This window comes from Nocardioides ginsengisoli (assembly GCF_039537225.1).
Taxonomy (GTDB): Bacteria; Actinomycetota; Actinomycetes; order Propionibacteriales; family Nocardioidaceae; genus Nocardioides; species Nocardioides ginsengisoli.
Map to the genome: position 1 here is coordinate 136281 of NZ_BAABAC010000023.1, position 24165 is coordinate 160445.

The 24165-nt window shown below is 67.4% G+C and carries 23 protein-coding genes and 1 pseudogene; 1 reads left to right on the forward strand and 23 read right to left on the reverse strand.

Annotation, left to right across the window (positions count from 1 at the left end; all coding sequences use genetic code 11):
- From AB4880_RS12210 to AB4880_RS12295, 18 genes and pseudogenes are all read right to left on the reverse strand, one after another.
- Entirely contained in the window at nucleotides 1-1548 is a 1548-nt protein-coding gene (locus AB4880_RS12210; RefSeq protein ID WP_367919499.1) for a sugar ABC transporter ATP-binding protein, read from the reverse strand.
- On the reverse strand, nucleotides 1545-2711 hold the full coding sequence (locus AB4880_RS12215; RefSeq protein ID WP_367919500.1) for a sugar ABC transporter substrate-binding protein: 1167 nt from the start codon (nucleotides 2709-2711) through the stop codon (nucleotides 1545-1547). The genes AB4880_RS12210 and AB4880_RS12215 overlap by 4 nt, the downstream gene beginning before the upstream one ends.
- A gap of 276 nt (nucleotides 2712-2987) precedes the next feature.
- Nucleotides 2988-3598 (reverse strand): annotated as a pseudogene (locus AB4880_RS12220) (transposase); the annotation flags it as partial.
- Nucleotides 3599-3765: 167 nt separating this feature from the next.
- A complete protein-coding gene (locus AB4880_RS12225; protein WP_367919501.1) occupies nucleotides 3766-4458 on the reverse strand; it encodes a maleylpyruvate isomerase family mycothiol-dependent enzyme in 693 nt (230 codons plus the stop codon).
- Between the two features lie 313 nt (nucleotides 4459-4771).
- The gene (locus tag AB4880_RS12230; protein WP_367919502.1) at nucleotides 4772-5224 is read right to left on the reverse strand and encodes a MaoC family dehydratase; all 453 of its coding nucleotides are present in this window, start codon (nucleotides 5222-5224) and stop codon (nucleotides 4772-4774) included.
- On the reverse strand, nucleotides 5221-5973 hold the full coding sequence (fabG, locus tag AB4880_RS12235) for a 3-oxoacyl-ACP reductase FabG (RefSeq protein WP_343052724.1): 753 nt from the start codon (nucleotides 5971-5973) through the stop codon (nucleotides 5221-5223). The genes AB4880_RS12230 and fabG overlap by 4 nt, the downstream gene beginning before the upstream one ends.
- A 14-nt stretch (nucleotides 5974-5987) precedes the next feature.
- Complete coding sequence (locus tag AB4880_RS12240; protein WP_179728226.1) at nucleotides 5988-7205, reverse strand: acetyl-CoA C-acetyltransferase; 1218 nt, start codon at nucleotides 7203-7205, stop codon at nucleotides 5988-5990.
- Nucleotides 7206-7424: 219 nt separating this feature from the next.
- Nucleotides 7425-8606, reverse strand: coding sequence for a flavin reductase (locus AB4880_RS12245; protein ID WP_179730244.1), 1182 nt, complete (start codon nucleotides 8604-8606; stop codon nucleotides 7425-7427).
- A gap of 116 nt (nucleotides 8607-8722) precedes the next feature.
- Entirely contained in the window at nucleotides 8723-10012 is a 1290-nt protein-coding gene (locus tag AB4880_RS12250) for a M24 family metallopeptidase (RefSeq protein ID WP_218865839.1), read from the reverse strand.
- Nucleotides 9967-10623, reverse strand: coding sequence for an amino acid ABC transporter permease (locus AB4880_RS12255; protein ID WP_179728227.1), 657 nt, complete (start codon nucleotides 10621-10623; stop codon nucleotides 9967-9969). Before AB4880_RS12255 ends, AB4880_RS12250 begins: the two co-directional genes overlap by 46 nt.
- Before the next feature lie 11 nt (nucleotides 10624-10634).
- Nucleotides 10635-11273: an amino acid ABC transporter permease gene (locus tag AB4880_RS12260; protein WP_367919503.1), complete on the reverse strand. Its 639-nt coding sequence runs from the start codon at nucleotides 11271-11273 to the stop codon at nucleotides 10635-10637.
- A 2-nt stretch (nucleotides 11274-11275) separates the two neighbouring features.
- Nucleotides 11276-12097, reverse strand: coding sequence for an amino acid ABC transporter ATP-binding protein (locus tag AB4880_RS12265; RefSeq protein WP_281367191.1), 822 nt, complete (start codon nucleotides 12095-12097; stop codon nucleotides 11276-11278).
- A gap of 54 nt (nucleotides 12098-12151) precedes the next feature.
- On the reverse strand, nucleotides 12152-13006 hold the full coding sequence (locus AB4880_RS12270) for a substrate-binding periplasmic protein (protein WP_367919504.1): 855 nt from the start codon (nucleotides 13004-13006) through the stop codon (nucleotides 12152-12154).
- A 44-nt stretch (nucleotides 13007-13050) separates the two neighbouring features.
- On the reverse strand, nucleotides 13051-13875 hold the full coding sequence (locus tag AB4880_RS12275; RefSeq protein ID WP_179728230.1) for a creatininase family protein: 825 nt from the start codon (nucleotides 13873-13875) through the stop codon (nucleotides 13051-13053).
- A complete protein-coding gene (locus AB4880_RS12280) occupies nucleotides 13872-14612 on the reverse strand; it encodes an aspartate/glutamate racemase family protein (protein WP_179728231.1) in 741 nt (246 codons plus the stop codon). Before AB4880_RS12280 ends, AB4880_RS12275 begins: the two co-directional genes overlap by 4 nt.
- Before the next feature lie 89 nt (nucleotides 14613-14701).
- Entirely contained in the window at nucleotides 14702-15646 is a 945-nt protein-coding gene (locus tag AB4880_RS12285; RefSeq protein ID WP_343052725.1) for a LysR family transcriptional regulator, read from the reverse strand.
- A gap of 37 nt (nucleotides 15647-15683) precedes the next feature.
- Nucleotides 15684-17081 (reverse strand): NAD(P)-binding protein, encoded by a 1398-nt coding sequence (locus AB4880_RS12290; protein ID WP_367919505.1) that lies wholly within the window; start codon nucleotides 17079-17081, stop codon nucleotides 15684-15686.
- A gap of 55 nt (nucleotides 17082-17136) precedes the next feature.
- Nucleotides 17137-18612, reverse strand: coding sequence for an APC family permease (locus AB4880_RS12295; RefSeq protein ID WP_367919506.1), 1476 nt, complete (start codon nucleotides 18610-18612; stop codon nucleotides 17137-17139).
- Between the two features lie 302 nt (nucleotides 18613-18914).
- Here AB4880_RS12295 and AB4880_RS12300 point away from each other — a divergent pair, with 302 nt between their 5' ends.
- Complete coding sequence (locus AB4880_RS12300) at nucleotides 18915-19604, forward strand: winged helix-turn-helix transcriptional regulator (RefSeq protein WP_367919507.1); 690 nt, start codon at nucleotides 18915-18917, stop codon at nucleotides 19602-19604.
- Nucleotides 19605-19675: 71 nt separating this feature from the next.
- Here AB4880_RS12300 and AB4880_RS12305 read toward each other — a convergent pair whose 3' ends face one another.
- The 5 genes from AB4880_RS12305 to AB4880_RS12325 form a co-directional block, all read right to left on the reverse strand.
- A complete protein-coding gene (locus tag AB4880_RS12305; protein ID WP_367919508.1) occupies nucleotides 19676-20461 on the reverse strand; it encodes an ABC transporter ATP-binding protein in 786 nt (261 codons plus the stop codon).
- 8 nt (nucleotides 20462-20469) lie between these two features.
- Complete coding sequence (locus AB4880_RS12310) at nucleotides 20470-21243, reverse strand: ABC transporter permease (protein ID WP_367919509.1); 774 nt, start codon at nucleotides 21241-21243, stop codon at nucleotides 20470-20472.
- A gap of 1 nt (nucleotide 21244) precedes the next feature.
- The gene (locus tag AB4880_RS12315; RefSeq protein WP_179728238.1) at nucleotides 21245-22048 is read right to left on the reverse strand and encodes an ABC transporter permease; all 804 of its coding nucleotides are present in this window, start codon (nucleotides 22046-22048) and stop codon (nucleotides 21245-21247) included.
- A complete protein-coding gene (locus tag AB4880_RS12320) occupies nucleotides 22045-23100 on the reverse strand; it encodes an ABC transporter substrate-binding protein (protein ID WP_367919510.1) in 1056 nt (351 codons plus the stop codon). Before AB4880_RS12320 ends, AB4880_RS12315 begins: the two co-directional genes overlap by 4 nt.
- 82 nt (nucleotides 23101-23182) lie before the next feature.
- On the reverse strand, nucleotides 23183-24124 hold the full coding sequence (locus AB4880_RS12325) for a 2-dehydropantoate 2-reductase (protein WP_179728240.1): 942 nt from the start codon (nucleotides 24122-24124) through the stop codon (nucleotides 23183-23185).
- Between the last annotated feature and the right edge of the window lie 41 nt (nucleotides 24125-24165).

A 24165-nucleotide genomic window follows, 5' to 3' on the forward strand; every position in this document is an offset into this window, starting at 1 on the left:
TCACGCCACGTTCTCCTCGGACAGGTATGAAAGCTCAGTGAGACGATGGGGCTCGATGTCAGCGCCGGTCACCTCTGCGCAGACTCGTCCCTCCCGCAGGACCAGGACCCGGTCGGCCGCGAGGGCGAGTTCCTCGAAGTCGGAGGTGACGAGCAGAACGGCAGTCCCCGCTTCGACGGAGCGTCGGACATGGGCGTAGATGTCTGCGCGCGCCTGGACATCGACGCCCTGGGTCGGCTCGTCCAGCATCAGGACGAGCGGATCGCGCCGCAGCCACCTGGCGAGCACGACCTTCTGCTGGTTGCCGCCGGAGAGGGTTCCCGCCAGAGCAGTGTCGCTGGCGGGCTTCACGCCAAAGCTTGCGATCAGACCCCGCGCATCGGCGCGCTCCCTGCGATGCTGCAGTCGACCCGCTGACCAGTAGCGGGGAACGACAGCAGCCGACAGATTCTCCCGCACCGACTGAGAGGGGAACAACGCCTCGTCACCGCGGTCCTCCGGCACCAGTCCGAAGCCCGCCCGGATCGCCGCGGCCGGACGGGAGGGCATGTAGGGAGCCCCGTTCAGGCGAATCTCGCCCTCCGTGGCGGGCAGGTCGCCGAACAGTGCCCTCAACAGTGCACTGCGGCCTGACCCCAACAGGCCTGCGATGCCCAGGATCTCGCCCCGATGCAGGTCCAGGTCCACTCCCCGGAGCGGACCGGCGACAAGTCCCCGTACCGACAAGACGCGCTCCTTATCGATCTCGCCCACCCGAGCAGGAATCACCCGGTCGAGGCTGCGGCCTGCGATCAGCTCGACCAACTGCCCTTCGGTCATGCCGGCCACCTCGCGGGTCACCACCTGGGCGCCGTCTCGCAGCACCGTGACGCGGTCGGCGATCTCGAGGATCTCTGAGAGACGATGACTCACGTAGACGATCGTTTGGCCGGCCGCTGCGAACTTGCGCAGAGCGCCCAGGAGGATGTCGACCTCCCAGTCCGGCAGCGAGGCGGTCGGCTCGTCCAGGACGAGCACCCCGTCATGAGCACCATCTTGGTCCTGGAGTGCCCGTGCGATCGCCAGCATCGTGCGCTCTGCTGGGCGCAGGGTTGATACCTGTGAGTCGGGTGAGATGTCCAGGGAGAACCGCTTCAGCACGTCGGCCGCGTGTCGCCGGGTCGTGCCCCAGTCGATGCGACCACCCGTCGCTCGGGCGAAGCCGCGGCCGATCGCGAGGTTCTCGGCCACGGTCAGCGCACCGAAAACAGCCGGGTCCTGGTGCACGAAAAGCAGTCCAGCGGACCGAGCCAGCGTGGGAGACCACTCATCGGCATCCGCGGAGACGCCTTGGACCTCGATCGTCCCGCCCGGATCGGCGTCGTAGACCCCGGCCAGCAGCTTGATGAGTGTGGACTTGCCCGAGCCGTTGCCCCCCAGCAGCGCGTGCACCTCCCCGCGACGCACCACCAGGCGGGCGTCGCGAAGGACCGCGGTACCGGCGAAGGTCTTGCTGAGCCCCTTGGTCCGCAGCACGATGTCGTCGACGCCAGCAGGAACACCGGTCATGAAATGCCCCAGATCTTCCGGTAATTGGCCTCGTAGTCCTGTTTGGGGGTGCCGTCCGCGTCCACGTTCCCGTCGTAGTACGTCGTCTCGCTCGGGAAGGGCCCCTCGCCGTCGATCGTCTGGTAGCCGATCCCAGAGTCCACCTGGGGCTCCCCCTGCAACAGGCGGTTCATGCCGTCGATAGCAGCCCAACCCACCCAGCGCGCCGGCGTACCCGCAATGAAGTCCTGGCCCTTGTCGTCCCGCACGAAGCCGACGTTGGGAGTCAAACCCTCACCACCGACGACCAACACATCGTCGTTGCGTCCTGAGGCCACCACGGCCTGGGCAATGCCTGCAGTCAACGCTGCGTCGTAGGGCACGTAGACCACATCGGCCTGTGGGTTCTGCGTCAGTGCGGCCTCGGTCTTGCCCTGGAGCTTCCCCGTCACGAGGTCAGTCAGGGTGAAGGGCACCTTCTTCACGATCTCGCACCCGCCGCAGTTGGCGATGCGCTTCTCGAAGCCCAAGTTCAGGTGCTGAGCGATTAGGATGTCCGTCTCGGTGAACTCGATGATCTTCGCCCCACCGTCCGTGCTGGCGATCGCGTAGTCGGCCTGGCTGCGGGAGTAGCGCTCCTCGCTGAACTCCTGATACGTGATGCCGCCCGCTAGGAGAAGTTGGGCGTCGAACAGGGGGGCGCCACCCGAGGCGAGCATCGGGTCGTCGCAGTCGAAGGCGTAGAAGGCGAACGTCTTGACTCCCGCCTGCTTGGCATTCTCCAACGCGCTCTTGGCATTGACGCAGTCGACGTTCGCGAGGATGATCCCGTCCGCCCTGGCCGCAATGGCGGAGTTGATCCCGTTGGCATACTCCTCAGGGCTGCCTTTGCCGTCGACGATCGTGACGTCCCAACCGACGGCTTCACCAGCCTCCTTGGCTCCCTCGGCAGGCACCGAGCAGCCCTCGGCCGCCATGGTCGAGCAGATCACCCAGATGTTCTGGCCGGCCTGTGGCGCCGGCCCACTGGTGGGCAGCGGGCCGTCCTGGCCCTCTCGATTCGCTCGCACTGCCGCTGTGGCCTCTGTGAGGACGTCCTCAGAGGTTTCGCCACCGCTGCCGGAATCGGCGCCAGAACCTCCGCACGCGGAAAGAAACAGCAGACCTGCGGTCAGCGATGCCATCAACAACTGATGCCGAAGCTTCCGAGGGGCGCATCCACGCGTACCGGTGATCTGTGTCATGCCACTCCACTCCAATCGATCGCGGGTACCGCCGAGCCGTGAGGTAAGTCACGCGGTGGCGATCAGTGTGGGAGGGCCGCGAGCCGGCCGGGTACAGAGGAAGTCCAGCGTTTCCCGCGTCTGTGTCGCAGAATGCGCAACGCCCTGCGAGTGAAGGCGTGCTCGATTAGGACAGAGCCCCGCCGCAGTGGTGGGCTTTGAGGTGATCCTCGGTGCCTACTCGCCGCTGTTGATCGCGGCGATGGGTCCGGTATCGCTGTCGGGGTAGAGCAGCGCCATGGATGCCTCGGACAGGTAGCGGCGGTCGCCTGCTTGCCACTCGTCGTGCATGTCGGCCAGGACGGCGCCGACGAGGCAGATCACGGCGGCGGGGTTGGGGAAGATCCCGACCACCCGGGCGCGGCGCTTGAACTCGTTGTTGACCCGCTCGGGTTGGTCGACCAGCTCTTCTGCGAGTGCGCGCGGGAGAACGCGGCGGAAGCGAGGACGTTCGCCTTGGCCTCGTCCATCAGTGGCCCGATCTTGGGGAACGACTTCGCGAGCGGTCACGAACCTCGTCCCCATGCCGTGACGACCGCGTCAGCGTCGGGTTGCGCGAAGGCGGTACGGAACGCCGCGGCGGCCGTGCTTCCACGACGGCGGGGTTCGAGGATGACGGGCAGGAACGAGCCCTTGCGGAGCTTGGGGATGCGCAGCTCGACGTCGCCGGCCTTGGTCGTGAGCATCCGCGGGCGGTGGCCGTTGCGGTCAGTGACGCGCTCAGGGGTGCGTTCGTAGGGTGCGGCGCCGATACGTTCGGTCGCCTCGATCTCGATCAGTTCCTGCAGTGTGTCCAGACTCGTGATAGCGAGGGTTACCTGACCGTCGATTCAGGCGGAATAGAAGAGTCGCGAGAACTGGTCTGCCAGCCACGGACGAGGGCCCGAGGCCGCAACCCCGTCGGCGAGGACGCGCGTATCGGCGCTGAGACGACCGTAGCTGAGCAAGAGCCACGTCACGGGGTCTGCGTGAACTGGACGTCGACCGGGCCGGGGCTGTCGGGGTCGACCGTCAGAGTTCCGTCGTGGAACTGGTAGATGTGGCTGATGCCCAGACCGCGGAGCTGGAGCCGGTACACAGCACTGAGTCCCGCCGCGGCGACCGGATTGACCCATCCAGGCATGACCTGGTGCGTTCCTTGCAGAATCAGCGGGACGTGCGCCGGATCGATCGGCCAGTCCTCGCCGACAGTGTCCGCGATGTCGTATCCGTGGACGACGAACTCTCCGAGGAGAGTTCCCAGTGAGCGGTCGGCGCGGATGCGCTGGTTCCCATCGAAGTTCATGAGGCGGGGTTCGCCGTCGAACGAATCGATGAGCTCCACGAACTGACGGGTGTCGGTCGTCAGCCTCACCGCCAGCTGCTGGGCGTCGCGCGTGGGGAGGGTGCGAACCTGCTCGGCGTTGTAGGCAGGCAGCTCCGACGAGCAGGCCGGCCACGTGCCGCCACCTAGCGCAAGGGCGTGGTAGCGCGATGGCTCCATCGCCACGTGGCCGAACGCGTCGAGGATCGACCAGCCAGGCGTCGCGGCCACCGCCCGATCCGGATCGGCGGCGTTCGAGGCGAGCTGCGCGAACCGCTGAGCCATGGTGAGCACCGCCGTCGCGCGCGTGGCCGACACCATCCGTACGCCGTCGATGTAGCTCATGTTCGCCTTTCGTAGCGGCCGATCCCCACCAGCCGAGTGCGACTCGGCCGCTCCGTGAGAGTACACTCCGAAATTTCTGTTCGCGAGGGTCCAAGCTCTACTCCCTGTGGGTGGTCATGCTCAGTCGGCGCCTGGGAGGCCAAAACGGACCGGGCTTGCCTACGGCCATCGGCACACGAGGGGCGAGGGAGGAGAGGCGCCCCGCATGCCGCCCGACTGGGCAGCCACGGGGCGGCCTTCCCCACCACGGACCTCGATGCCTCCCTCGCGGAAGCCGCTCCGCATACCAGCGAGCTACCCGCTGCCCAGCAGATCAGGAAACGAGCAACGACAACGTTTCCACGACGCAGACCGGTTTGCCGCCCTCACGGCGCTCGACCGTGACCCGCGAGGAGACGAGGTCACCGTGGACTCCCGGCGTCACTGACACCAGCTCGACGCCAGCCCTGACCGCCGAGTCGACCGGCAACGGCGCCGGGAAGCGCAGCCGGTCGGCGCCGTAGTTGACACCCATGCGAAGACCCACGACCTCGTAGATCTGCCACACGAGCTTCGGAACGAGAGCGAGAGTCAGATAGCCGTGCGCCACTGTCGTACCGAAGGGCCCCTGGGCTGCCGCTGCACGATCCACGTGGATCCACTGGTGATCGCCGGTGGCGTCGGCGAACTGGTCGATCTGACCTTGCGTCACGACATGCCAGTCGGAGTACCCGAGATGGGTCCCGACCGCCGATCGCAGATCCTCGACGCCATCGAAGGTCCTCATCCGCGTGGCCCTCCTGCCACATACAGGACCTGGCCGGAGACGAAGCCTGCCTCAGGGCTGACGAAGAACGAGACGCAGTGTGCGATGTCGCCAGGATGGCCGACTCGTCCGACTGGGATCTCCTCAGCTGCACGAGCGGTGAACTCCGCGAACGGGACACCGACCCTCTCAGCGGTCTCGGCAGTCATCTCCGTCTCGATGAACCCCGGGGCCACGGCGTTCGCCGTCACTCCGAACCTCCCCAGCTCCAGGGCCAGGGTCTTGGTGAATCCCTGCAAGCCCGCCTTTGCGGCGGAGTAGTTCGCCTGTCCACGGTTGCCCAGTGCGGAGCCGCTCGACAGGTTCACGATCCGACCGAAGCTCGCCGCGACCATGTGGCTCTGCACCGCCCTGCTCATCAGGAAGGCCCCGCGCAGGTGCACCTCCATGACGCTGTCCCAGTCCGCAACACTCATCCGGAACAGCAGATGGTCCCGGATGATCCCGGCGTTGTTGACGAGCACCGTCGGCGGGCCGAGGTCGTCGGTGACCCGCGCCACGGCGCTCTCGACCGCCGCCTCGTCGGCGACATCGGCGCTCACCGCGACGGCTCGGCCGCCCGCCGCCCGGATGTCCTCCACCACGGGCTCACAGGCTGCGGCGTCCAGGTCGACGAGGCCGACTGCCAGACCGTCCGTAGCTAGCCGGCGGGCGACTGCTGCACCGATTCCTCGTGCGGCGCCCGTCACGATGGCGACACGGGCGTTCACCGTCGGCTGCGATGTCACGAGAGGCGCTCCAGAACCATGGCCATGCCCTGTCCGCCGCCGACGCACATCGTCTCGAGCCCGAACTGCTTGTCGTGCCATTGAAGAGAGTTGATAAGCGTGCTCGTGATCCGGGCTCCGGTCATGCCGAACGGGTGACCCACTGCGATCGCGCCGCCGTTGACGTTGAGGCGATCCTCCTCGATCCCGAGCTCGCGTGCGGAGGCGATGACCTGGGCGGCGAAGGCCTCGTTGATCTCGACCAGGTCGATGTCACCGATACTCAGGCCGGCCAGGTCCAGGGCACGACGAGACGCATCGACGGGCCCCAAGCCCATGATCTCAGGCGAGAGACCGCTGATGCCGGTGCTGACGATCCGAGCCAGGGGCGTCAGACCGAGCTCCTTGGCCTTGATGTCCGACATGATCACCAACGCCGCCGCCCCGTCGTTGAGGGGACAGCAGTTGCCGGCCGTGACCGTCCCGTCGGGGCGAAAGACCGGCTTCAGGGAGGAGACGCTCTCGATCGTCACGCCGGCTCGCGGGCCGTCGTCAGCGCTGACGACCGTGCCGTCGGGCAGGGTCACCGGAGTGATCTCACGAGCCCAGAATCCCTTCGCGATGGCCTCCTGAGCCAGGTTCTGACTGCGGACGGCGAACGCATCCTGGTCGGCGCGGCTGACACCCTTCGCCTGGGCCACGTTCTCCGCCGTGTGACCCATCGAGATGTAGACGTCCGGCAGGTCCCCGGCGATCCGGGGGTCCGCCCAGGTCTGCCCGCCACCTGCGAACTTCTCGGTCCGGGCCCGGGCCTCGGCGAACAGCGGGTTCTCGGTGCCGGGAGGCCCGTCGGCGCCACCGTTCGTGTAGCGGCTCACGGTCTCCACGCCACCGGAGATGAACACCTGGCCCTCGCCCGACCGGATCCCGTGCAGTGCCATCCGAGTCGTCTGCAGGCTCGCCGAGCAGTACCGGTTCACCGTGACGCCGGGCAGGTGGTCCATTCCTGCGAGGACCGCGACGGTCCGTCCGATGTTGAAGCCGGCCTCTCCTGCGGGCTGACCGACGCCGAGCATCAGGTCCTCGATGTCCCGGCGGTCCAGCTCGGGGACCTTCGAGAGAGCCGCCTCGACCATCTGGACGGCCAGGTCGTCGGGGCGCATCTCCCGGAGCGATCCCTTGGACGCTCGGCCGATCGGCGAACGGGCGGTGCTGACGATGACGGCTTCTGGCATGACATGCTCCTTGGATCTTGATCGACCGGGATGATGGGCGCCCGGCTCGTGTTGACTTCCGACCTCGCCGAACCTGCGTGACGAAACGGTGCGGACCACACAAGGCTGGAGGCACAGGTCAGGACCGGCGTACGGGAATGGCGAAGAGTTTCGGACGGGGTCCTCTCGATTACGTCAATCGCCGACCGGCAGTTGTGACGTGGACCGCATCAGGCCGGGCTACGCAACGACCGCGACGACCCGGGAGGCCGCCGCCGCCGCTCGAATCAGGGCCGCCGCGCGCTGCTCCACGTCCGCAGGCGACGTCAGGCCGGGCCGCCCCCACAGCGTCAGCATGTACGCAATCCGCCCGTCAGGGCCGAAGACCGGAGCGCTGAGCGAGCGCAGCTCGACGTCACCATCGGGGTCCTCGACCCGGTTGTACCCCGGAAGTGCGGAGAAGAGCGCTTCGCGCAGGTCCTCCGGCGACGTCGCAGGGTCACCGGCATTGACCCGCGTCGCCACGGACTCGAGGTGAGCGCCTTCGCGGTGACCCACGGCGATGGCATAGCCGCGCTGACGGACCAACGCTGGGACGCGCCGGAGGGCGGCCAGCTCGTCGGCATCCATCCCGTCGGCCACGCGCGCTATCCACCGCTCGCACAGCTCGTCGTCGCCCCAGGCAGCGAAGCAGCTGCCGATCGGAGCCATGAAGGGCAGGCGTTGACCGACGCGCGTGGGCGACACAGCGATGTCGGTGTGTCCCGCGGCTGCGGCAAGCACCATCTCGTTCCCGACGAGGGCGATCGCCGTCACCTCGGTGTCCAGGTCAGCGGCCAGCGACTCCATCTGCGGACGAGCCAGGTCGATCAGGCCGAGGTGCGCCAGCAGATCGGAGTCACCCGAGACCAGGGACGAAGGTCGGAACGAGCCGTATCCTCCGCGGAAGAAGAGCAGCGGCTCGCCGGGCGAGCCGAAGTCGAGATCGACCACGCGACCCACCACGATGTCGTGATCCCCACCGTCATGGATCTCGTCGGTGACGCAGTCGATCCACACCACCGCGTCTCCCAGGACCGGGTTTCCGCCCGGTGAGCGGCGCCATTCGAAGCCGGCGAACTTGTCGCTCTTGCGCATGGCCACGGCACGACACAGCTCCTCCTGGTCCGCGCGGAGCACGTTGATACAGAACCGGTCACCCGTCGCCCGCAGAGCGGCCCACGACGACGACGTCTTGCTCGGCAGGAATGCCACGAGAGGCGGGTCGAGTGACACCGAGGTGAACGAGCCGACCGTCATCCCGACCGGCTCGCCGCTGGCGTCCGAAGCGGTGACGACGACCACGCCCGTGGGGTACTGGCCCAGAACCTCTCGGAAGTGCCGAGCCTCGATCCGGGTCCTGACGTGATCCCCGTCTGACATGAAGCCTCCGTCTCCTCTGCGCTCGCACATGTATTTAGTGCACTTTGTTTGATAGTGCACTCTCATTAGAGCATCGGCGCCGCGGGGATCGCAAGGGCGTACGTTCAGATCCCGGACTACCTGATGATCAGCTCCCGCGGCACCGCAGTGATGGGGGCGGGCCCGTTCGCGGTGACCTCCACGGTCTCCCCCAGCACCATCGAGAGGCCGGTCCGTCGGTCCAGCAGGATCATGTGGGTGAACACGGCCATCTGCTCCTGCAGCACCAGCGGAACACCTGCGGCGATCATCGGCGGCTCCATCCAGGTGGTCTCCCAGACGGCGCCCATCGAGTAGCCACAGGCCTTGAGCGCAGCATCCTCGAAGCCGTGCTCGGCGAAGGTGGCTCGGTGCACCTCGTACAGGTCGCCGAACGTGTTGCCCGGCCTGATCATCTCCTGCACGCGAGCGAGTGCGTCGACGCAAGCGGCATGCATCGCGAGATGGCGCGGATCGACCGAGGGACCGGTGAGGACGGAGAACATCGTCGTCGCGCAGTAGTGCCGATAGGCCACGCCTGGCTCGAAGAGGACCTGGTCGCTCTCGCCGACGTGACCACGGCCGGCCACGGGCCGCACCAGCAGCGCGCGAGGACCTGCCCCGAGTGGGAACCCGGCGAAGGCCTCCCCGTCGGAGGAGAAGACGGTCTGTTGGAAGGCAGCCATGATGTCGCCCTCGAACGCTCCCGGCTTGACGACGTCGATGGCGCTCGCCGAGGCCTGATGGAGGATCTCGCCGGCACGGCGAAGGTAGGCCAGCTCCTCCTGGCTCTTGACCCGGCGGATGTCGCGGACCAGGGCAGAGGTGTCGGTCGTCCGGCACCAGCCGGTCAAGGCGGCCTGCAGCTCGTGGTGGAGCGCGAGCGACATCCCGACGCTGTCGGTCTCGACCCCGACCACCCGTCCGGCCATCCCCAGACTGGCCAGCACGTCCTTAATGGCCTCGCCCTTCGAGCTGCCGTGGGCGTCATCGAACACGAGGACGTTGCGGCACTGGGACGTGTAGGCGATGTTGCTGAGGTCGGCCGAACGCGACAGGTGCAGCAGCTGGCCATCGACGGTGAAGAAGAGGACGTGGAAGACCGATGCGGCTCCAGAGTCGAACCCGCACAGCCAGTATTGGTCCTCGAGGCGCGTGATCAGCAGACAGTCCACGCCGCGGGCGGCCATCGCGTCCTGGACAGCATGGCGCCGGCGAGCGAACTCTGCCGGTGAGAAATGGGCCTGCGCGGGCGAGCTGGTCGCGATGTCCTCGACGGGCCGGACGGAGGGTGATCTCACAGTGATTCCTTCGGGAGGGGGACGGATTGGGGGTGATGGGCTCAGGCGTGCCGGTTCATGCGCCTCTCGACGCCGATGCTGAGCCACGTGGTCGGGATCGAGATGGCGGCGTAGAGGAGGCCGGCCGCGACGAGCGCGTTGAGATAGCGGAAGTTGGAGGAGCCGATCGAGTACGCCTGGCTCATCAGCTCCGGCACCGCTACCGAGTAGGCCAGTGACGTCGCCTGGAAGAGCATCACCGCGAAGCCCATCAGCGACGGGAGCGCGATCCTCAGGCCCTGGGGTACGACGACGAAGCGGAGTGTGTCGCGGCGGTTCATCCCGAGCGCCTGACAGCCCTCGATCTCGCGGTTGGGTACGGCGGCAAGGCCGCTGCGGATGTACTCCGCGCCGTAGGCCGCGGTCGTCCAGCTGAGCGCCGTAATCGCCGACAGCACCGCCGGAAGGACGATCCCTGCATTCGGCAGGCCGAAGTAGGCCAGTTGCAGCAGGACCAGCGCGGGAGCGCCGCGTCCGACCTCGACGAAGACGACGGCACCGGCCTGCAGCCACCGCACTGACGACATCTGCGCCAGAGCGGCCGCCAGGGCGAGCGGCAGTCCGAGAGTCAGGCCACCGCCGGTCAACAGGGCGCTGACTTGTAGGCCGTCGAGCAGTCGCGGCAGGCTGGAGCCGAAATCCTCGATGAAGGAAGTCATCAACGGAGTGGTCACACCGCCACCGCCTCGTGCAGCCGGCGATGGAGTCTCCGGGACCCGGATGCGACCAGGATCGACAGCACGACGTACACGGCCCCGGCCAGCACGAACACGAAGATCCCCAGGTCCGAGGTCCGAGAGAGCTGTCCGGATCGGCTGACGATCTCAGCGACACCCACGATGGAGACGATCGAGGAGTCCTTGAGCAGCGCGATGGCGTAGTTGGTGTAGGCGGGCAGCGCGGTGCGCCAAGCCTGGGGGCCGATCACGTCGACCCAAGCCGCCCCCCGGCTCAGACCGAGTGCGGTTGCCGCCTCGGCCTGGCCGAAGTGGATCGACTTCAGCGATCCCCGGAAGATCTCGGCGAGATAGGCCGACGCCACGAGTCCGAGCGCGCCGATGCCCGCCGACAGCGCAGACAGTCGCACCGCGCCGACCGATACTCCGTAGAACAGGATGAAGAGCCACGCCACGGGCGGCACGCCGCGCACCAGGTCGACGATCACGCGGCACAGGAACCACACGGGGCCACGACGCAGCTCGAGGCCCAAGGTGAGGGGTAGGGCGAGCGCCGTGCCGATGAGGAGGGCACCGGCCGTGACGCCGAGCGTCATCGGCAGGCCGAGCAGGACGGTACGGAGAGCTTCCATGGCTAGCGGTCCAGGACTGCTTTGAGGAACCGCTGCGTGCGCGGGTGTTGGGGGTCGCTCATGATCTGGTGCGGGTCGCCGCACTCGATGATCTGCCCGTCCGCCATCACGACGAGCTGGTCCGAAACGTTCGCCGCGAATCGCATCTCGTGGGTGACGACCACCATCGTCATGCCTTCCGACGCCAGCTCGCGCATCACCTCGAGCACTTCGGCGCCCACCTCGGGATCCAGTGCCGAGGTCGGCTCGTCGAACAGCATCACCTCCGGCTCCAGCGCGAGCGCGCGGGCGATGGCGATCCGCTGCTGCTGCCCGCCCGAGCAGCGGTTCGGGTATTGCGATGACTTGTCCCGCAGACCCATCCGCTCGAGCAGGCGATGGGACACCTCGTCCGCCTCCGCCCTGCTGCGGCCGAGCACGCGCTGCTGAGGGAGCGACACGTTGCGCAGCACGCTCATGTGCGGGAAGAGGTTGAAGCTCTGGAAGACCATGCCAGCGCTGCGACGGAGCTCGGCCAGGTTGGCCGGCAGGATCCCCTTCTCCACGTCGATCGAGTGTCGACCGATCTGGATCAGACCCGAATCGGGCCGTTCCAGAAGGTTCAGACAGCGCAGCACCGTTGACTTGCCGGCGCCGCTGGGCCCGATCATCGCCGTGACCGAACCGGCCTCGACCCCCAGACTGACATCGCTGAGGACGACGTTCGTGCCGAAGGCCTTCGCGAGGCCGCGCACGCGCACCATGCTGGCGTCGGGTGCTCCTGTGGGGAGGATCACGGGGCCGGCTTGGGTCGACAGTGCGGGGTTGCTGGCGACGTTGACCATGGCTGAGACTCCTGTGCCGGTCGTAGGGATGGGAACACCGCGAGTCCGGATCGATCAGTTGAGGAGCCGCGGCTCGCCGACGTCGAGGATGTCGGTGGGGGCGCCGTACTTCTCGAGGATCTCGACCAACGTGCCGTCGGCCTGCCAGCCCTGGATCGCGTCGTTCAACGCGGTCTCCAGCGACGTGTTGCCGCGAGTGAATGGGAAGCCGATCTGTGCAGGCTCCTTGGTCGACGCGATGCGGTCGTCAGGCTCGAGAACCTCGATATTCAGATCCTTCTCGTCACCGAAGACGAACTTCGCCCCTCCGAAGGAGTCGAGCGCCACGTCGATGCGGCCAGCCTCGAGGTCGGCCTTCATCTCGACGTTCGACGGGTAGACCGAGAGGTCCGAGCCGAAGACCTTCTTCGCATCAGCGGTCCACAGGTAGCCGTCGACGGTGCCGACCTTGTGACCGTCGATCTGGTTCACGCTCGACAGGCCGTCCTCCGAGATGGCGCCGAGCCGATCAACGTAGACCGGGCCGGAGAGCCCGACGACCTCGGCGCGCTCGGCCGTGCGGTAGAAGCCGCCGATGGCGATATCTGCACGTCCGGAGTCGACGGCCGGGATCGCACCGGCGAAGTCGACCTTGACCACCTTGACCTCGAGGCAGTTCTGCTTGGCGAAGTCCTTAACCATGTCGGCCTCGGTGCCCTTGAAGGGACCGTCGCTGGTGACGGAGACAGGGAAGTAGTCGACCGCCGCGACCGCGAGGACGCCCTCCTTGACGGTGTCGACGTCGTGGGCCGGCGTGCAGTCGCTGGCCACCTTGTTGACGGTCTCGCTGCTGGTGCAGGCGCTGAGCGCGAGGACAGTGGCCAGGACAGTGGTGCTGCCCGCCAGGGCTCGGCGGTGGTGTCGGTTCATGGGTAGCTCCTTGATGCGAAGGTGGGAGAGGAGTGCGGGGGCGGTCACGGACGATCCCCGCCGATGGGACCGTCGTTCGTTCGGAGCCAGTCGACGAGCTCGCACAGGCGCCCGACGATGTGGTCGTGGAACTGCTGGCCCTTCTCGGGCTGTACGCCGAGTGACGAGCTGAGGCTGCCGGTGGGGGCGAACCGACGCTGCTCGGCACTCGACCAGACGATGTCGACTCCGTCGGGGGCAGGGCCGAAGAGGTCGTCCCCGACGAATCCCCCAAAGATCTGGCCGAACGCCGCGCCCTCGGACGTGAGCCGGTCCATTCGGATCAGCCCCGGATGGCGGTAGGCGACCTGCGAGAGCTCCAGCTCCCCGCCGTGGTGCTCGTTGACCTCCTTGATGGTCGGTGCGACCGAGCGGGCGAGGTGGAGCGGATCGGCGACGGCGAAGACCACGTCGGGATGCGAGCTCTCGTGCAGTGCCCGCACCGCGGATCCGAGCGCGGGCAGGTTGGACCCCTTGTGTCCGTTGACGAGGACGATCTTGTCGAACCCGTGGGAGGCGAGGCTGCGGCACACGTCCGTGACGAGTGCCATCAGGGTCTCGGTCCGCAGGCTGATCGTGCCGGCGAAGGCCATGTGATGGGGCGAGTCACCGAACCACAGGGGCGGAGCGCAGAGCGCCCCCATCCGCTGGGCCACGTCCTCGACGATGCCGGTCGCAACGTAGGTGTCGACTCCCAGGACGCCGGCAGGTCCGTGCTGCTCGGTACTGCCACAGGGCACGAGTACGACGCGATCACTCTCGAGGTGCTGTTCGACCTCCTGCCAGGTGAGGTCCTGGAGCCACACGCTCGGTCCGTTGGGGTGGTTCATCGCTCGCTCCACTTCGTGCCGGTCTCAGACAGCAGTGCGGCGGAGGCGAGTGCTTCTGCGTGCGCGACGGCGCTGTCGATGATCGGGATGGGACTGTCATCCGGGCCAATCAGCAGGCCGATCTCGGTGCAGGCCAGCACCACTGCCTGCGCCCCACGGTCGGCGAGATCGCGGATTACCTCGACGTACTTCCTGCGCGACTCCTCGCGGACCACGCCCTGGGTCAACTCGTCCCAAATGATCCCGTCGACCACTTGGCGGGCATCGGGATCGGGCATCACGGTGTCGATCCCGCGCTCCTTGAGCCGGGACTCGTAGAACGACTCGTCCATGACCCACTGCGTGGCCAGGACGCCGAGGGTTCTCCATCCGTTCCGGCTCGCCTGCGCCGCCACGGCGTCACCGATGTGCAGGAGCGGGACGTCGATGGCGTCCTCCACCTGAGGGGCGACCTTGTGCATCAGGTTCGTGCAGATGGCCAGGATCTCGGCGCCACCCGCGACGCACCGCTGCGCGGCCTCGGCGAGCAGCTCGGCCGCGCGGTCCCAGTCCTCGCGCACCTGGCAGTCACGGATCTCGGCGAAGTTCACCGACTGCAGGGCGATGCTGGCCGATGCGTGCCCGCCGACCACCGTGGCCACGGCCTCGTTGATCATGCGGTAGTAGGTCACGGTCGAGTGCCAGCTCATCCCGCCGACCAGGCCGATCGTTCGGAGCCGCGGGGAGATCGTGTTCATGACCGCGACTATCGCGTGACCTGGACCACCCCCGGTAGACACCAATTTCTGACCGGGCCCATTAGTTGAAGTGATGGCTTGAAGGTCGATCATCGGGCGCGGGGCGCGCCCGGGCGCAAGGGCTCACGGAGCGCGAGAGAGGTCGCTGCCTTCAACTGTTCTAGGAGTGCTCGGGTGGCCGGGACCTGCTCTGCACCCGGACGGTAGACGGCAGAGACGGTTCGCTCGCCGAAGTCACCGGCCAGGCGGGCCTCGACGCTTGGATGGCGGAAGGTGGTCAGGGCGAGCCGAGGTAGCACGGCCACGCCCAGACCGTGAGCAACCAGCGACTGGAGCACCACGTAGTCATCGCTCTCGTGCATTACGCGGGGCACGAAGCCGGCGGACCGGCACCGTTCGACCAGGTGCTGGCGACAGTCCTGGCACCCTGCGATCCAGTCCTGTTCAGACAGCCACTCCTGGGCGATCGGCCTGTCGTCGGGGGCGCTTTCCTGCGAATGGACCAGGAACATCGACTCCACCCCGAGCGACTCCGACTCGAGAGCCAGCTCGTCGGCCGGTACGTCGTCGTAGTCGAAGACGATGGCGATCTCCGCCTCGCCCGCCTGGATCGCCGCCTTGGCAGCAGGGGGCTCTGCCTCGACGAAGCGGACCTCGATCCCCGGCGCGCGTCGACGCAGCCGTTGGATCGCCACCGGCACCACACTCGAGGCCGCGGACGGGAAGGCGATGAGCCGTACCTTGCCGGCATGGAGGTTGGCCAGGGAGGCGAGCTCCTCGGTCGCCATGCTCAGCTCACCCGAGATCGCGTCGGCACGCCGCAGAAGCAGGACTCCCGCCTCGGTGAGATCGATCCCACGGGTGCTTCGCACCAGGAGTGGACTGCCGGCCTCGCGCTCCAGCAGCCGGAGCTGCTGACTCACCGCGGACTGGGTCAGCCGCAGCTGGCGTGCGGCGGAACTCATGGAGCCACACCGTGCGACCGTTCGGAACAGGAGAATCCTCTTCGCGTCCACGGTGCGCCCCTTCCTCACACGGCGTCGGATCTCCCGGTGGCCGCCACAGGCAGCGTCAGACAGCCACGGCCGTCCGACGAGCTAGGTTCTCCAGCGCTGCGTCCTTCCACTTCTTCGACTCCTGCATCGCTGCCACGACCCGCGGGTCGTCCAACCTCTCGCCCAAACCCCGGACCGGGTTCAGCCGGGTCTGCTGGGACCACGTGCGGACCTCGGGCACGCCGTTGCGCCGAGAGGCGCTCTCCAGGTAGGTGCTCGTGAACGACATCAGGTCGTCGATGTGGCCGGTGTAGACCACCGGAAGCGACAGGTGCTCCTTGACCGCATCGTCATCGAGAACCGCCTCGACCACCCCGAGCGTCGCTGCGCTCAAACAGGCGAACCCGGGCGTCACATACTGCAGCGTGATGCGTCCGCTCTCAAAAACCGGCCGCGGCTCGATCGTGCGCAGCCCGGTGGCAGTGCAGTCCACGTAGACCTGGTCGAGGGGCTGGTCGACGTGCTGACCGTTCTCGAAGTCCATCCGGCCACGCGCCACGCGGCGGACTCGGCCGGCACGGACGACGTTGCGGATGCTCCGCAGCCCCTCGACCTCGGCGGGACTGATCGTGGCACCCCGGTATGCGGTGGGTGGGACATCCTGGTCGAGACGGAGGAAGAGGCCAGCCTCCTCGAGCCGGAGGGCCATCTCAGCGCCACTACTGGACTCCGCCGCGGCCCGCATCCAGGTCCCGCCGTAGCGGACCTGGGTGTGCACGAGGTCGAGCGGCTGGGTCCACTCCCGGTTGACCGACCACACGTCGCGTGAGCGGACCCAGGTGATGGCGTTCGGATCGACCCCGTGCTCGAGCAGCCACGTGCACACGTCCATGGCGGTCTTCCCGGCCCCGAGGACCGTGAAGCCCGCAGCTGCGGAGCCGAGGTTGACCAGGTCGTTGGGAGGGACGACGAGGACACCGGCCTCGATCTCGTACGGCGGCCGACGAGTCGCCGGAATCTCGGGCTCGATGTACGTGGCGTCGACCAGACGCTTGCGAACCTTGACCTGCATCTCCTCGCCAGTGAGCAGCGACACGATCCGGTGATCGCCCGGCGCCACCTCCCGGTATTCCGACATGCCCAGGAATCTCACCTGCCCGCTGGGCAGCAGCACCCGGTCCATCACCTCGGAGAAGTAGCTGCAGATCTCGGCCGCGGACGACAGCTCGTACATCCCGGCGTTGACACCGGCGGTGTCGATCCGGTCACCGCCGAGCATGGTGGAGGAAACCCCGTAGGCGGCCGCGGGTTGGTGGAGGCGGACGAACGGATAGGCGTCGTGCCAGTGCCCACCGGGCTTGTGCCGGCGGTCGACCATGATCACGTCGGCATCGGAGTGCGCGATGAGCGCGTCGACGAACGCCATCCCGGATGCACCGGCTCCCACGACGAGGTAGTCGGTCTCGAGCTGCATGTTGTTCATCCGTTCCTGAAGAGGAGGTGGTGTGCTGAAGCGCCTGACGTCTGCGTTACCTGACCGGGGTCGGCGGCTGCTCCGTTGTCCGCGTGGCGCTGGGGCCCCGCGAGCGCCTCCGCATCAGTGCCCCGACCACGAAGCACAGCGGCGTGGCCCCGATCATCAGCGCATTCGGGAACGTGTCGGTGTAGCCACTGAGATAGCTGAAGTTGGAGATCATCAGGTACAGCGCTGCGGCGAGGCCGAGGAAGCCGAGCGCCGGCGCCACCAGGACGCGCAGGGCTCCGTGACCACGACGATCCCTCAGGAAGAAGGCCACCACCGCGAGAGCACATATCGCCTGGGCTGCGACCACTCCGATCACCCCAGAGGCGTAGAGCCAGGTGCCGAGCTCGAGGTAGGGGTCGAGGCCGGCGATGATCGCGCACACCACGGTGACGTAGGTGATGACCGTCAGCGTGAGACTTGCGATGTGGGGCGAGGCCATCCGCGGATGGGTCCTTCCCAGGCCGCGGGGCAGCATGCGGTCACGACCGAGCGAGAACATGTAGCGGGTGCACGCGTTGTGGAAGGCGATGACGGTGGCCAGGAAGCTCGTCACGATCAGGATCCGCAGCGCGGTGACGAGACCGCCGCCGACGTACTGATCGGCCTGGGCGAAGACCATGTTCAAGAAGTCGTCGCCTTGAGCCGCTGCGAGCGCGTCGTCGATGCCGTAGCCGTAGACCACGACCCAGAAGCTGAGCGTGTAGAAGAGGGCAAGGAATCCGACAGCGAGATAGGTCGCCCGCGGGACAGACCGCTCGGGGCTCTTGGCCTCCTCCGCATAGATGGCCGTTCCCTCGAACCCGATGAACGCGCCGAACGCGAGGAGGAACAAGGTGCCGGATCCGTCGGCGAAGAGGACGTTGTCGGGGGACAGGGGAGCGACGGAGGGGGTCTCCGGGCCGCCTTGGAAGAGGACCGCCACGAGCAATACCACGATGACGCCGACTTCCAGGGTCAGCAGGACTCCCAGCACCTTGGCTCCCACGTCGACCTGGCAGTAGCCGACGATTCCGACGATTCCGGCGAACAGGAGTGACCAGACCTGCCACGGCAGGTCGAGGTTCAAGATGTCGGCGGCCGACTGGTCCGCGAAGACACCGAGGTAGCCGATGAAGCCGATGACGCACAGCCCGTAGGCAGCCATCGTCATCAGCGCGGTGCCCGCCCCGGGGCGCGGACCCAGCCCCTCGCCGACGTACGCGTAGAACGCGCCGGCGTCACGGACGTACTTCGACATCGCGGTGAACCCGCACGCGAACAGCGTCAGCACCAGCCCGGTCGCCAGCATGGCGCCGGGTGCGCCGATCCCGCCGAAGCGGAGCGAGAAGGGACCCGTGCTGAGCACGACGGTCAGCGGCGACGCGGCCGCGATGACGAAGAAGACGATCTGGAGTGTCCCGAGCCGCCCCCCGGCCAGGCGACCATCCGCGATGTCGGCGCTCTGCTGCGCCGCATCGTCGTTGACGGATCCGGTTGTCATGAGAGAACTCCTTGAGCGCCAGCAGGGACGTGATCCGTGACTCGTGCCACAGTTGACGATGATGGTGAACCCCCCGGAACGGGGCGGGCCATGGGGAAGTCCCAGACTTTTCCGCGATTGCTCGCGGTTCCCCCGAGGATTGCGGATCGTCGCATACCTGCCTCCTGATCTTGTCGGGTTGACCGTCGCGCTTGAGTCCATCGCCCACGTAGGGTCGCCCGACAGTGAGCGCCGTGCGTCAGGACACGGGCAGCGGTGATGCGGCTCGGACGCCCGAGTGGAGGTGCTGAAGGATGTCTCCAGTGACGGAGGTCGCCGGGTACGACGAGGTCTCCACCGCGGTCCGCCTGCTCGGCGACCGGTGGTCGCTCCTCATCGTGCGCGAGATGTGGGCCGGCAACAATCGGTTCACAGAGATCGTCGAGGCCCTCCCCGGTCTGTCGAGAAGTCTCCTCTCGAGTCGCCTGCGCTATCTCGAGCGCCACGGCATCGTCGAACGACGCGACTCGGCCGACGAGGACCGCCGACGCAAGCAACACTACGCGCTGACCGAGATCGGTGCGGGCCTGGCTCCGTCCCTGCGAGCCCTGGGAGAGTGGGCGACCATCTGGGACGCACACTTCCGCGGTGACGACGCACATCTCGCCTTGGACGTCGTGGATGCGATGAAGGAGAACATCGAGGTCACCGCCCTGCCCAGGGACCGGATGATCATCCAGCTCTTCCTCGCCGACACGGCCGAGGGCGCGGCCTACCTCCGCGCGAGCAGAGGTCTCATCCGCGGCCGGCTGGGCCATGCCGAAGAGAACCCCGACCTGGTGGTCAGGACGACCCCGGCGACGCTGAGCGCCCTCCACTGGGGCCACATCAGCTGTGCCCAGGCCATCTCGCGACGCGACATCGTCTTCGAGGGTCCTACGGCGAACATCCGGGCCTTCCCGGACTGGTTCCCGAACCGGCCGGCACTCACGGCACACCGGCGGGATGCCTGAACCGAGGAATGCGCAGGTGCCCGCGGGCATGGCCCACGGACACCTGCTCACGGCGAACCCACGCCGCTGGTTCACACGGGCTGGGCCTGTACGTCCCTGATGGTGCTGAGAATCCGACCGCGCAGATCGGCGAAGACGCTCACCTCACGGGTGTGGATCTGGTCGCGCTCCGCGCCAAGTGGGACGTCGACGACCTCGACCAGCCGCGCCGGGTTCTTCGACAGGACGGCGATCCGGTCGGAGAGGTAGACCGCTTCGTCGATGTCGTGGGTAACCAGGACGATCGTCATCCGGTGGTCCTGCTGGAGACGGCGGGTGAGGTCCTCAAGATCCATCCGGGTCTGCGCGTCCACCGAGGCGAAGGGCTCGTCCATGACGAGGACCTCCGGCTCGGTCACCAGGGCCCGCGCGATCGCCACGCGCTGCTGCATGCCGCCCGAGAGCTGCCATGGGTACTTGGCCTCGACTCCTGACAGGCCGACCTCGGCCAGCACCTTCGCGACGCGGCTCGTGCGCTCGGCGCGGGGGACGCCGCGCGCACGCAGAGGGAGCGCGACGTTCTTTCCGATCGAGGCCCACGGCATCAGCGAGCGGGTGTACTCCTGGAACACCAGGGACATCTTCGGGCTCGGCTCCGAGAGCGGTATGCCGTCGAGGGTCACCTGGCCATCGGTGGGGCGCATCAGCCCGGTCAGGCAACGCAGCAGGGTGGTCTTACCGGCGCCCGAGGGTCCGACGATCGAGAAGAACTCGCCTGCGCCGACGGTGAGGCTGATCCCGTCCAGGACGGGCGTCGACCCGTCGTACGTCTTCGAGAGGTCGGTCAGCGCGAGCCGAGGCTGGGAGGTGTCTGACATGGGGTTCCTTAGGAAGAGGCGCGCGAGACGCGCATGCCGGTGTGCCAGGAGAGAACACGGTTGCGAATGGCCACGAACACGGCGTTCGCTGTGAAGCCGAGAAGGGCGAGCAGCAGGGTGCCGGCCCACATCGTCACCGAGTCGAAGGTGACCTGCGCCTGCATCGTTAGATACCCGATGCCACGGTAGGCGGCGAGCATCTCACTGGCGACCATGAGGACGAAGGCGGCCTGCAGTCCGATCTGGATCCCGCCGAGGATCGCGGGAGAGCCCGCGCGCAGATAGATGTCGACCATGGTCTTGAGCGGTCCGAGCCTCATCGCTCGGGCCGCGTCGACGAGGGTCGGGTCGGCCTGCCTCATGCCGTCGGCGGTCGCCACGCAGACCGGGAAGAAGCTGCCGACCGCGATGATCGTGACCTTGGCGGAGTCCTCGATCCCCAGGATCAGCACCAGCGGTGGGATCAGCATGATCGGAGGAACCGATCGCCAGAAGTCGAGGAGCGGGCCGAACATCTCCCCCATCCATCGGATCCTGCCGAGGATCGCTCCGCAGGGAATGCCAGCGATGACCGCCAGGAGGAGGCCCAGGCCGAGATTCTTCAGGCTCGGCAGGACGTCGCTGGCAACGAGGTCGAACAGCCACAGCTCACGGAAGCGCGTCAGGATGACGTCCAGAGGGGGGAAGTACGGGCTGGCCGCGTTCGCCGACCACAGGGCGTAGGACACGACGATCGCAACCGGAACCACCAGGCCCAGTGCGACGCGGGAGCGGAGGGACATCTCACCGACCCCCTCGGTGCTGGCGCAGGAGTGCCTCACCGGCGGTGAGGATCGAGTTGAAGGTCAGCCCGAGGAGGCCGGACCACAGCACGAGACCGAAGACACGGGCCGGATCGCCGGTCTGCTGGGCGACCAGGATCAGCTGGCCGAGGCCGGGTGCTCCGCCGAGGATGCCGGCACCGATGACGAGCATCAGGATGAAGGCGGCCGAGATGCGGATCCCGGTCGCGAAGTAGGGCACGGCGCTCGGCAGCACGATCGTCGACAGGGTCAGCCGCCGGGGCAGGCACATCGCCCGGCTGGTCTCCAGAATCACCGGGTCGATGTCACGCACACCGACCTGTGCCTGCACGAGCACCGCCCAGACGCCACCCAGGAAGCCCATCGCGATGCCGAGCTCCGGGGCCGGTCCCAGCACCATCAGCAGCAGGGGCAGCCAGACCACGGCCGGGATCGGACGAAGGACCTGCGAGATCGGGTCCAGCAGGGCGCTCACGACCGGCGAGAATCCCATGGCCACGCCCGCCGCGATGCCGGCAACCACGGCGAAGGCGAGCGCGATCGCGACCAGCCACAGCGTCGTACCGAGGCTGGACCACAGCTGCGAGCTGCCGGCGAGCTCGAGCGTCGAGGAGAGTGTCTGGGACGCCGTGGGCAGCCCGTCGGTGTCGGCCATCGGTCCGGTCGTCGTCATCCACTGCCAGAGCCCGAGCCAGACGACGAACCCGGCGGCTGCCAGCCCGACCTGGCGGAGCTTGACGCCACCGGTCGGGCGCCACAGCAGCGTGCTCGTCGCCTCGCTCATCCAGCCTGTCCTTCGAGGACGGGCGCGGCCATCAGTTCCTCGGCCGTGCGCTTCTTCTTGAGCAGGCCGAACTCGAGCATGACGTCCTGGACCCGGTCGAGGCTCTGGAAGTCCGGCTTCTCAAAGAACCACGACACCTTCTGCGCTGCGTAAGTCGCCGGGTCCACGCCCTGCGCGCGGGCGATCGCCGTACGGACCTCGTCCGGGTGCTGGTTGGCGTAGCGATCGGACTCGGCGATGGCGCAGGCGAATCGGGCGACGACATCAGGGTGGGCATCGATGTACTTGTTGCTGGCCGCCATGTAGGACATCGGGCCGTCGTGGAAGACGTCGACCTCCAGCCAGGAGAGGTTGCGCAGGCCCTTCTTCTCGAAGCCGGACATCAGCGGCTCGAAGCTGTAGGCCGCGTCCACCTTGCCCGCCTGGAGCGCGGGGTAGGCGTCGACGGCCGGCATCAGCACGTAGTTGACCTTGTCGGGGTCGCCGCCGTCGTGCTTGATGACCCACTGGACCATGAGCTTGCTGAACGCCGGGTCCTGGACGGCGACGGTCTTGCCCTCGAGATCCTTCGGAGAATCGATGCCGCTGTCGTCGCGCACCAGCAGGCCGTTGATGCCGGTCGTGTAGCCCTTCTCGCCGGCCTGCATCTTCTCGTAGTAGCCCGGCTCGATGCCCGCGAAGGGAGCCACCCCACGGATCGCCTGGCCCTGGTCGATCGCGCTGAGCATGTTCGGTGTCGTGACGAAGGCGAAGTCGACATTTCCTCCGACGAGCGAGGCGATCGCACCCTGGGCGTTGGGGACCAGCTCGATCTCGGGGTCGAGTCCGTTCTTCTCGAAGAAGCCTTGGTCCAGGCCGGCATACAGGGCGCCGTTGGTCAGGATCGGCAGCCCGGCGACACTGATCTTGGTCGTCGAGTCGGCGTCGGGCTTGCTGCAGTCGTACGTCGACGACGCGGTGCCGCCGCTCGACCCACTCCCGCCGCTGCATCCGCTGAGGGCAGCGGCGGCGAGGCAGGACGCAAGGAGGGCGGATGTCAGCTTCAAGTTCATGCGAGGCTCCTCAAGCAGGGGGAGATCCGGGGAGGGAAGGGATGGATCCCGAGATGGTCGTGCCGGCTCGTCCTCTTGGAGCTCACGCGTCGGCCGAGGTGGCGGTCGGATCGAAGACCTCGACGACTTTGCCGTAGTTCGTCATCGGCACGCCCAGGCTGCGGCCGAGCCGGTAGGGCTCGAGGAACATCGTGCGCCACTCGGTCGGCTTGCCCGCGAGGAAGTCGTACATGAGCGAGGTCTTGTAGTTCGGGTCGATGCTTCGCGCGAGCTTCAGATTCTCCGCGAGGACGTCGAAGTCGGCCGGGAACGGGCAGCCGGCCGCCTCGGCCACGGCGATGATCTCGCGGGTGAGCGTCTGGCTGAACTCGAACTTGACCGGGTCGTCGAGGATCTCGGCGTTGCTGGCTCGGAAGTAGACCATGCCGGCCGACCCGACCGAGACCCGTGCGAACTTCAACAGGGCTGCCTGCAGCATGTCCTCGGCGATCTCCGCCGTGGCCCCCATGTCCTCCAGGTCCTGTCGGATCGCCGGCGCCAGCTCGATCGCAGGACCCCCGGGACGAGCACCGAGGACGATGCGGAAGAACGCCTCCTTGTGCTTGCACCTGCCCGGCGCGACGAGCTCGCACGCGACGTATGCGACGCCCTGGGCGACCGTGGCCGGCTGCGTCATCGCGTCAGCGATCTCGTTGCCGATCGTCAGTGCGTTCATCAAGGGCAGGATCACGGTCTCCGGGGTTGAGATCCGGTCCAGGAGCGGGTAGATCGACTCCAGGGAGTAGGCCTTGGTCGCGATGATCACGACGTCCGGCTTCTCGTCGTACTCCTCCTCGCTGGCCACGGCGACGGGGACCTGGTCGGTCTTGTCGTCGGGGGCGTAGTGGACCTCGAGCGCACCGTTGGCGCGGATCGTCTCCAGGTGCTTGCCGCGGGTGAGCAGAGTGACGTCCTTGCCGGCACGCGCCATGTAGGCCGCGATCACCGATCCCATGGCGCCACCGCCAACAACCAGGTACTTCACGTCTCATTTCCTTTCGGGATGACTGCGTCTCGCTGTGATCG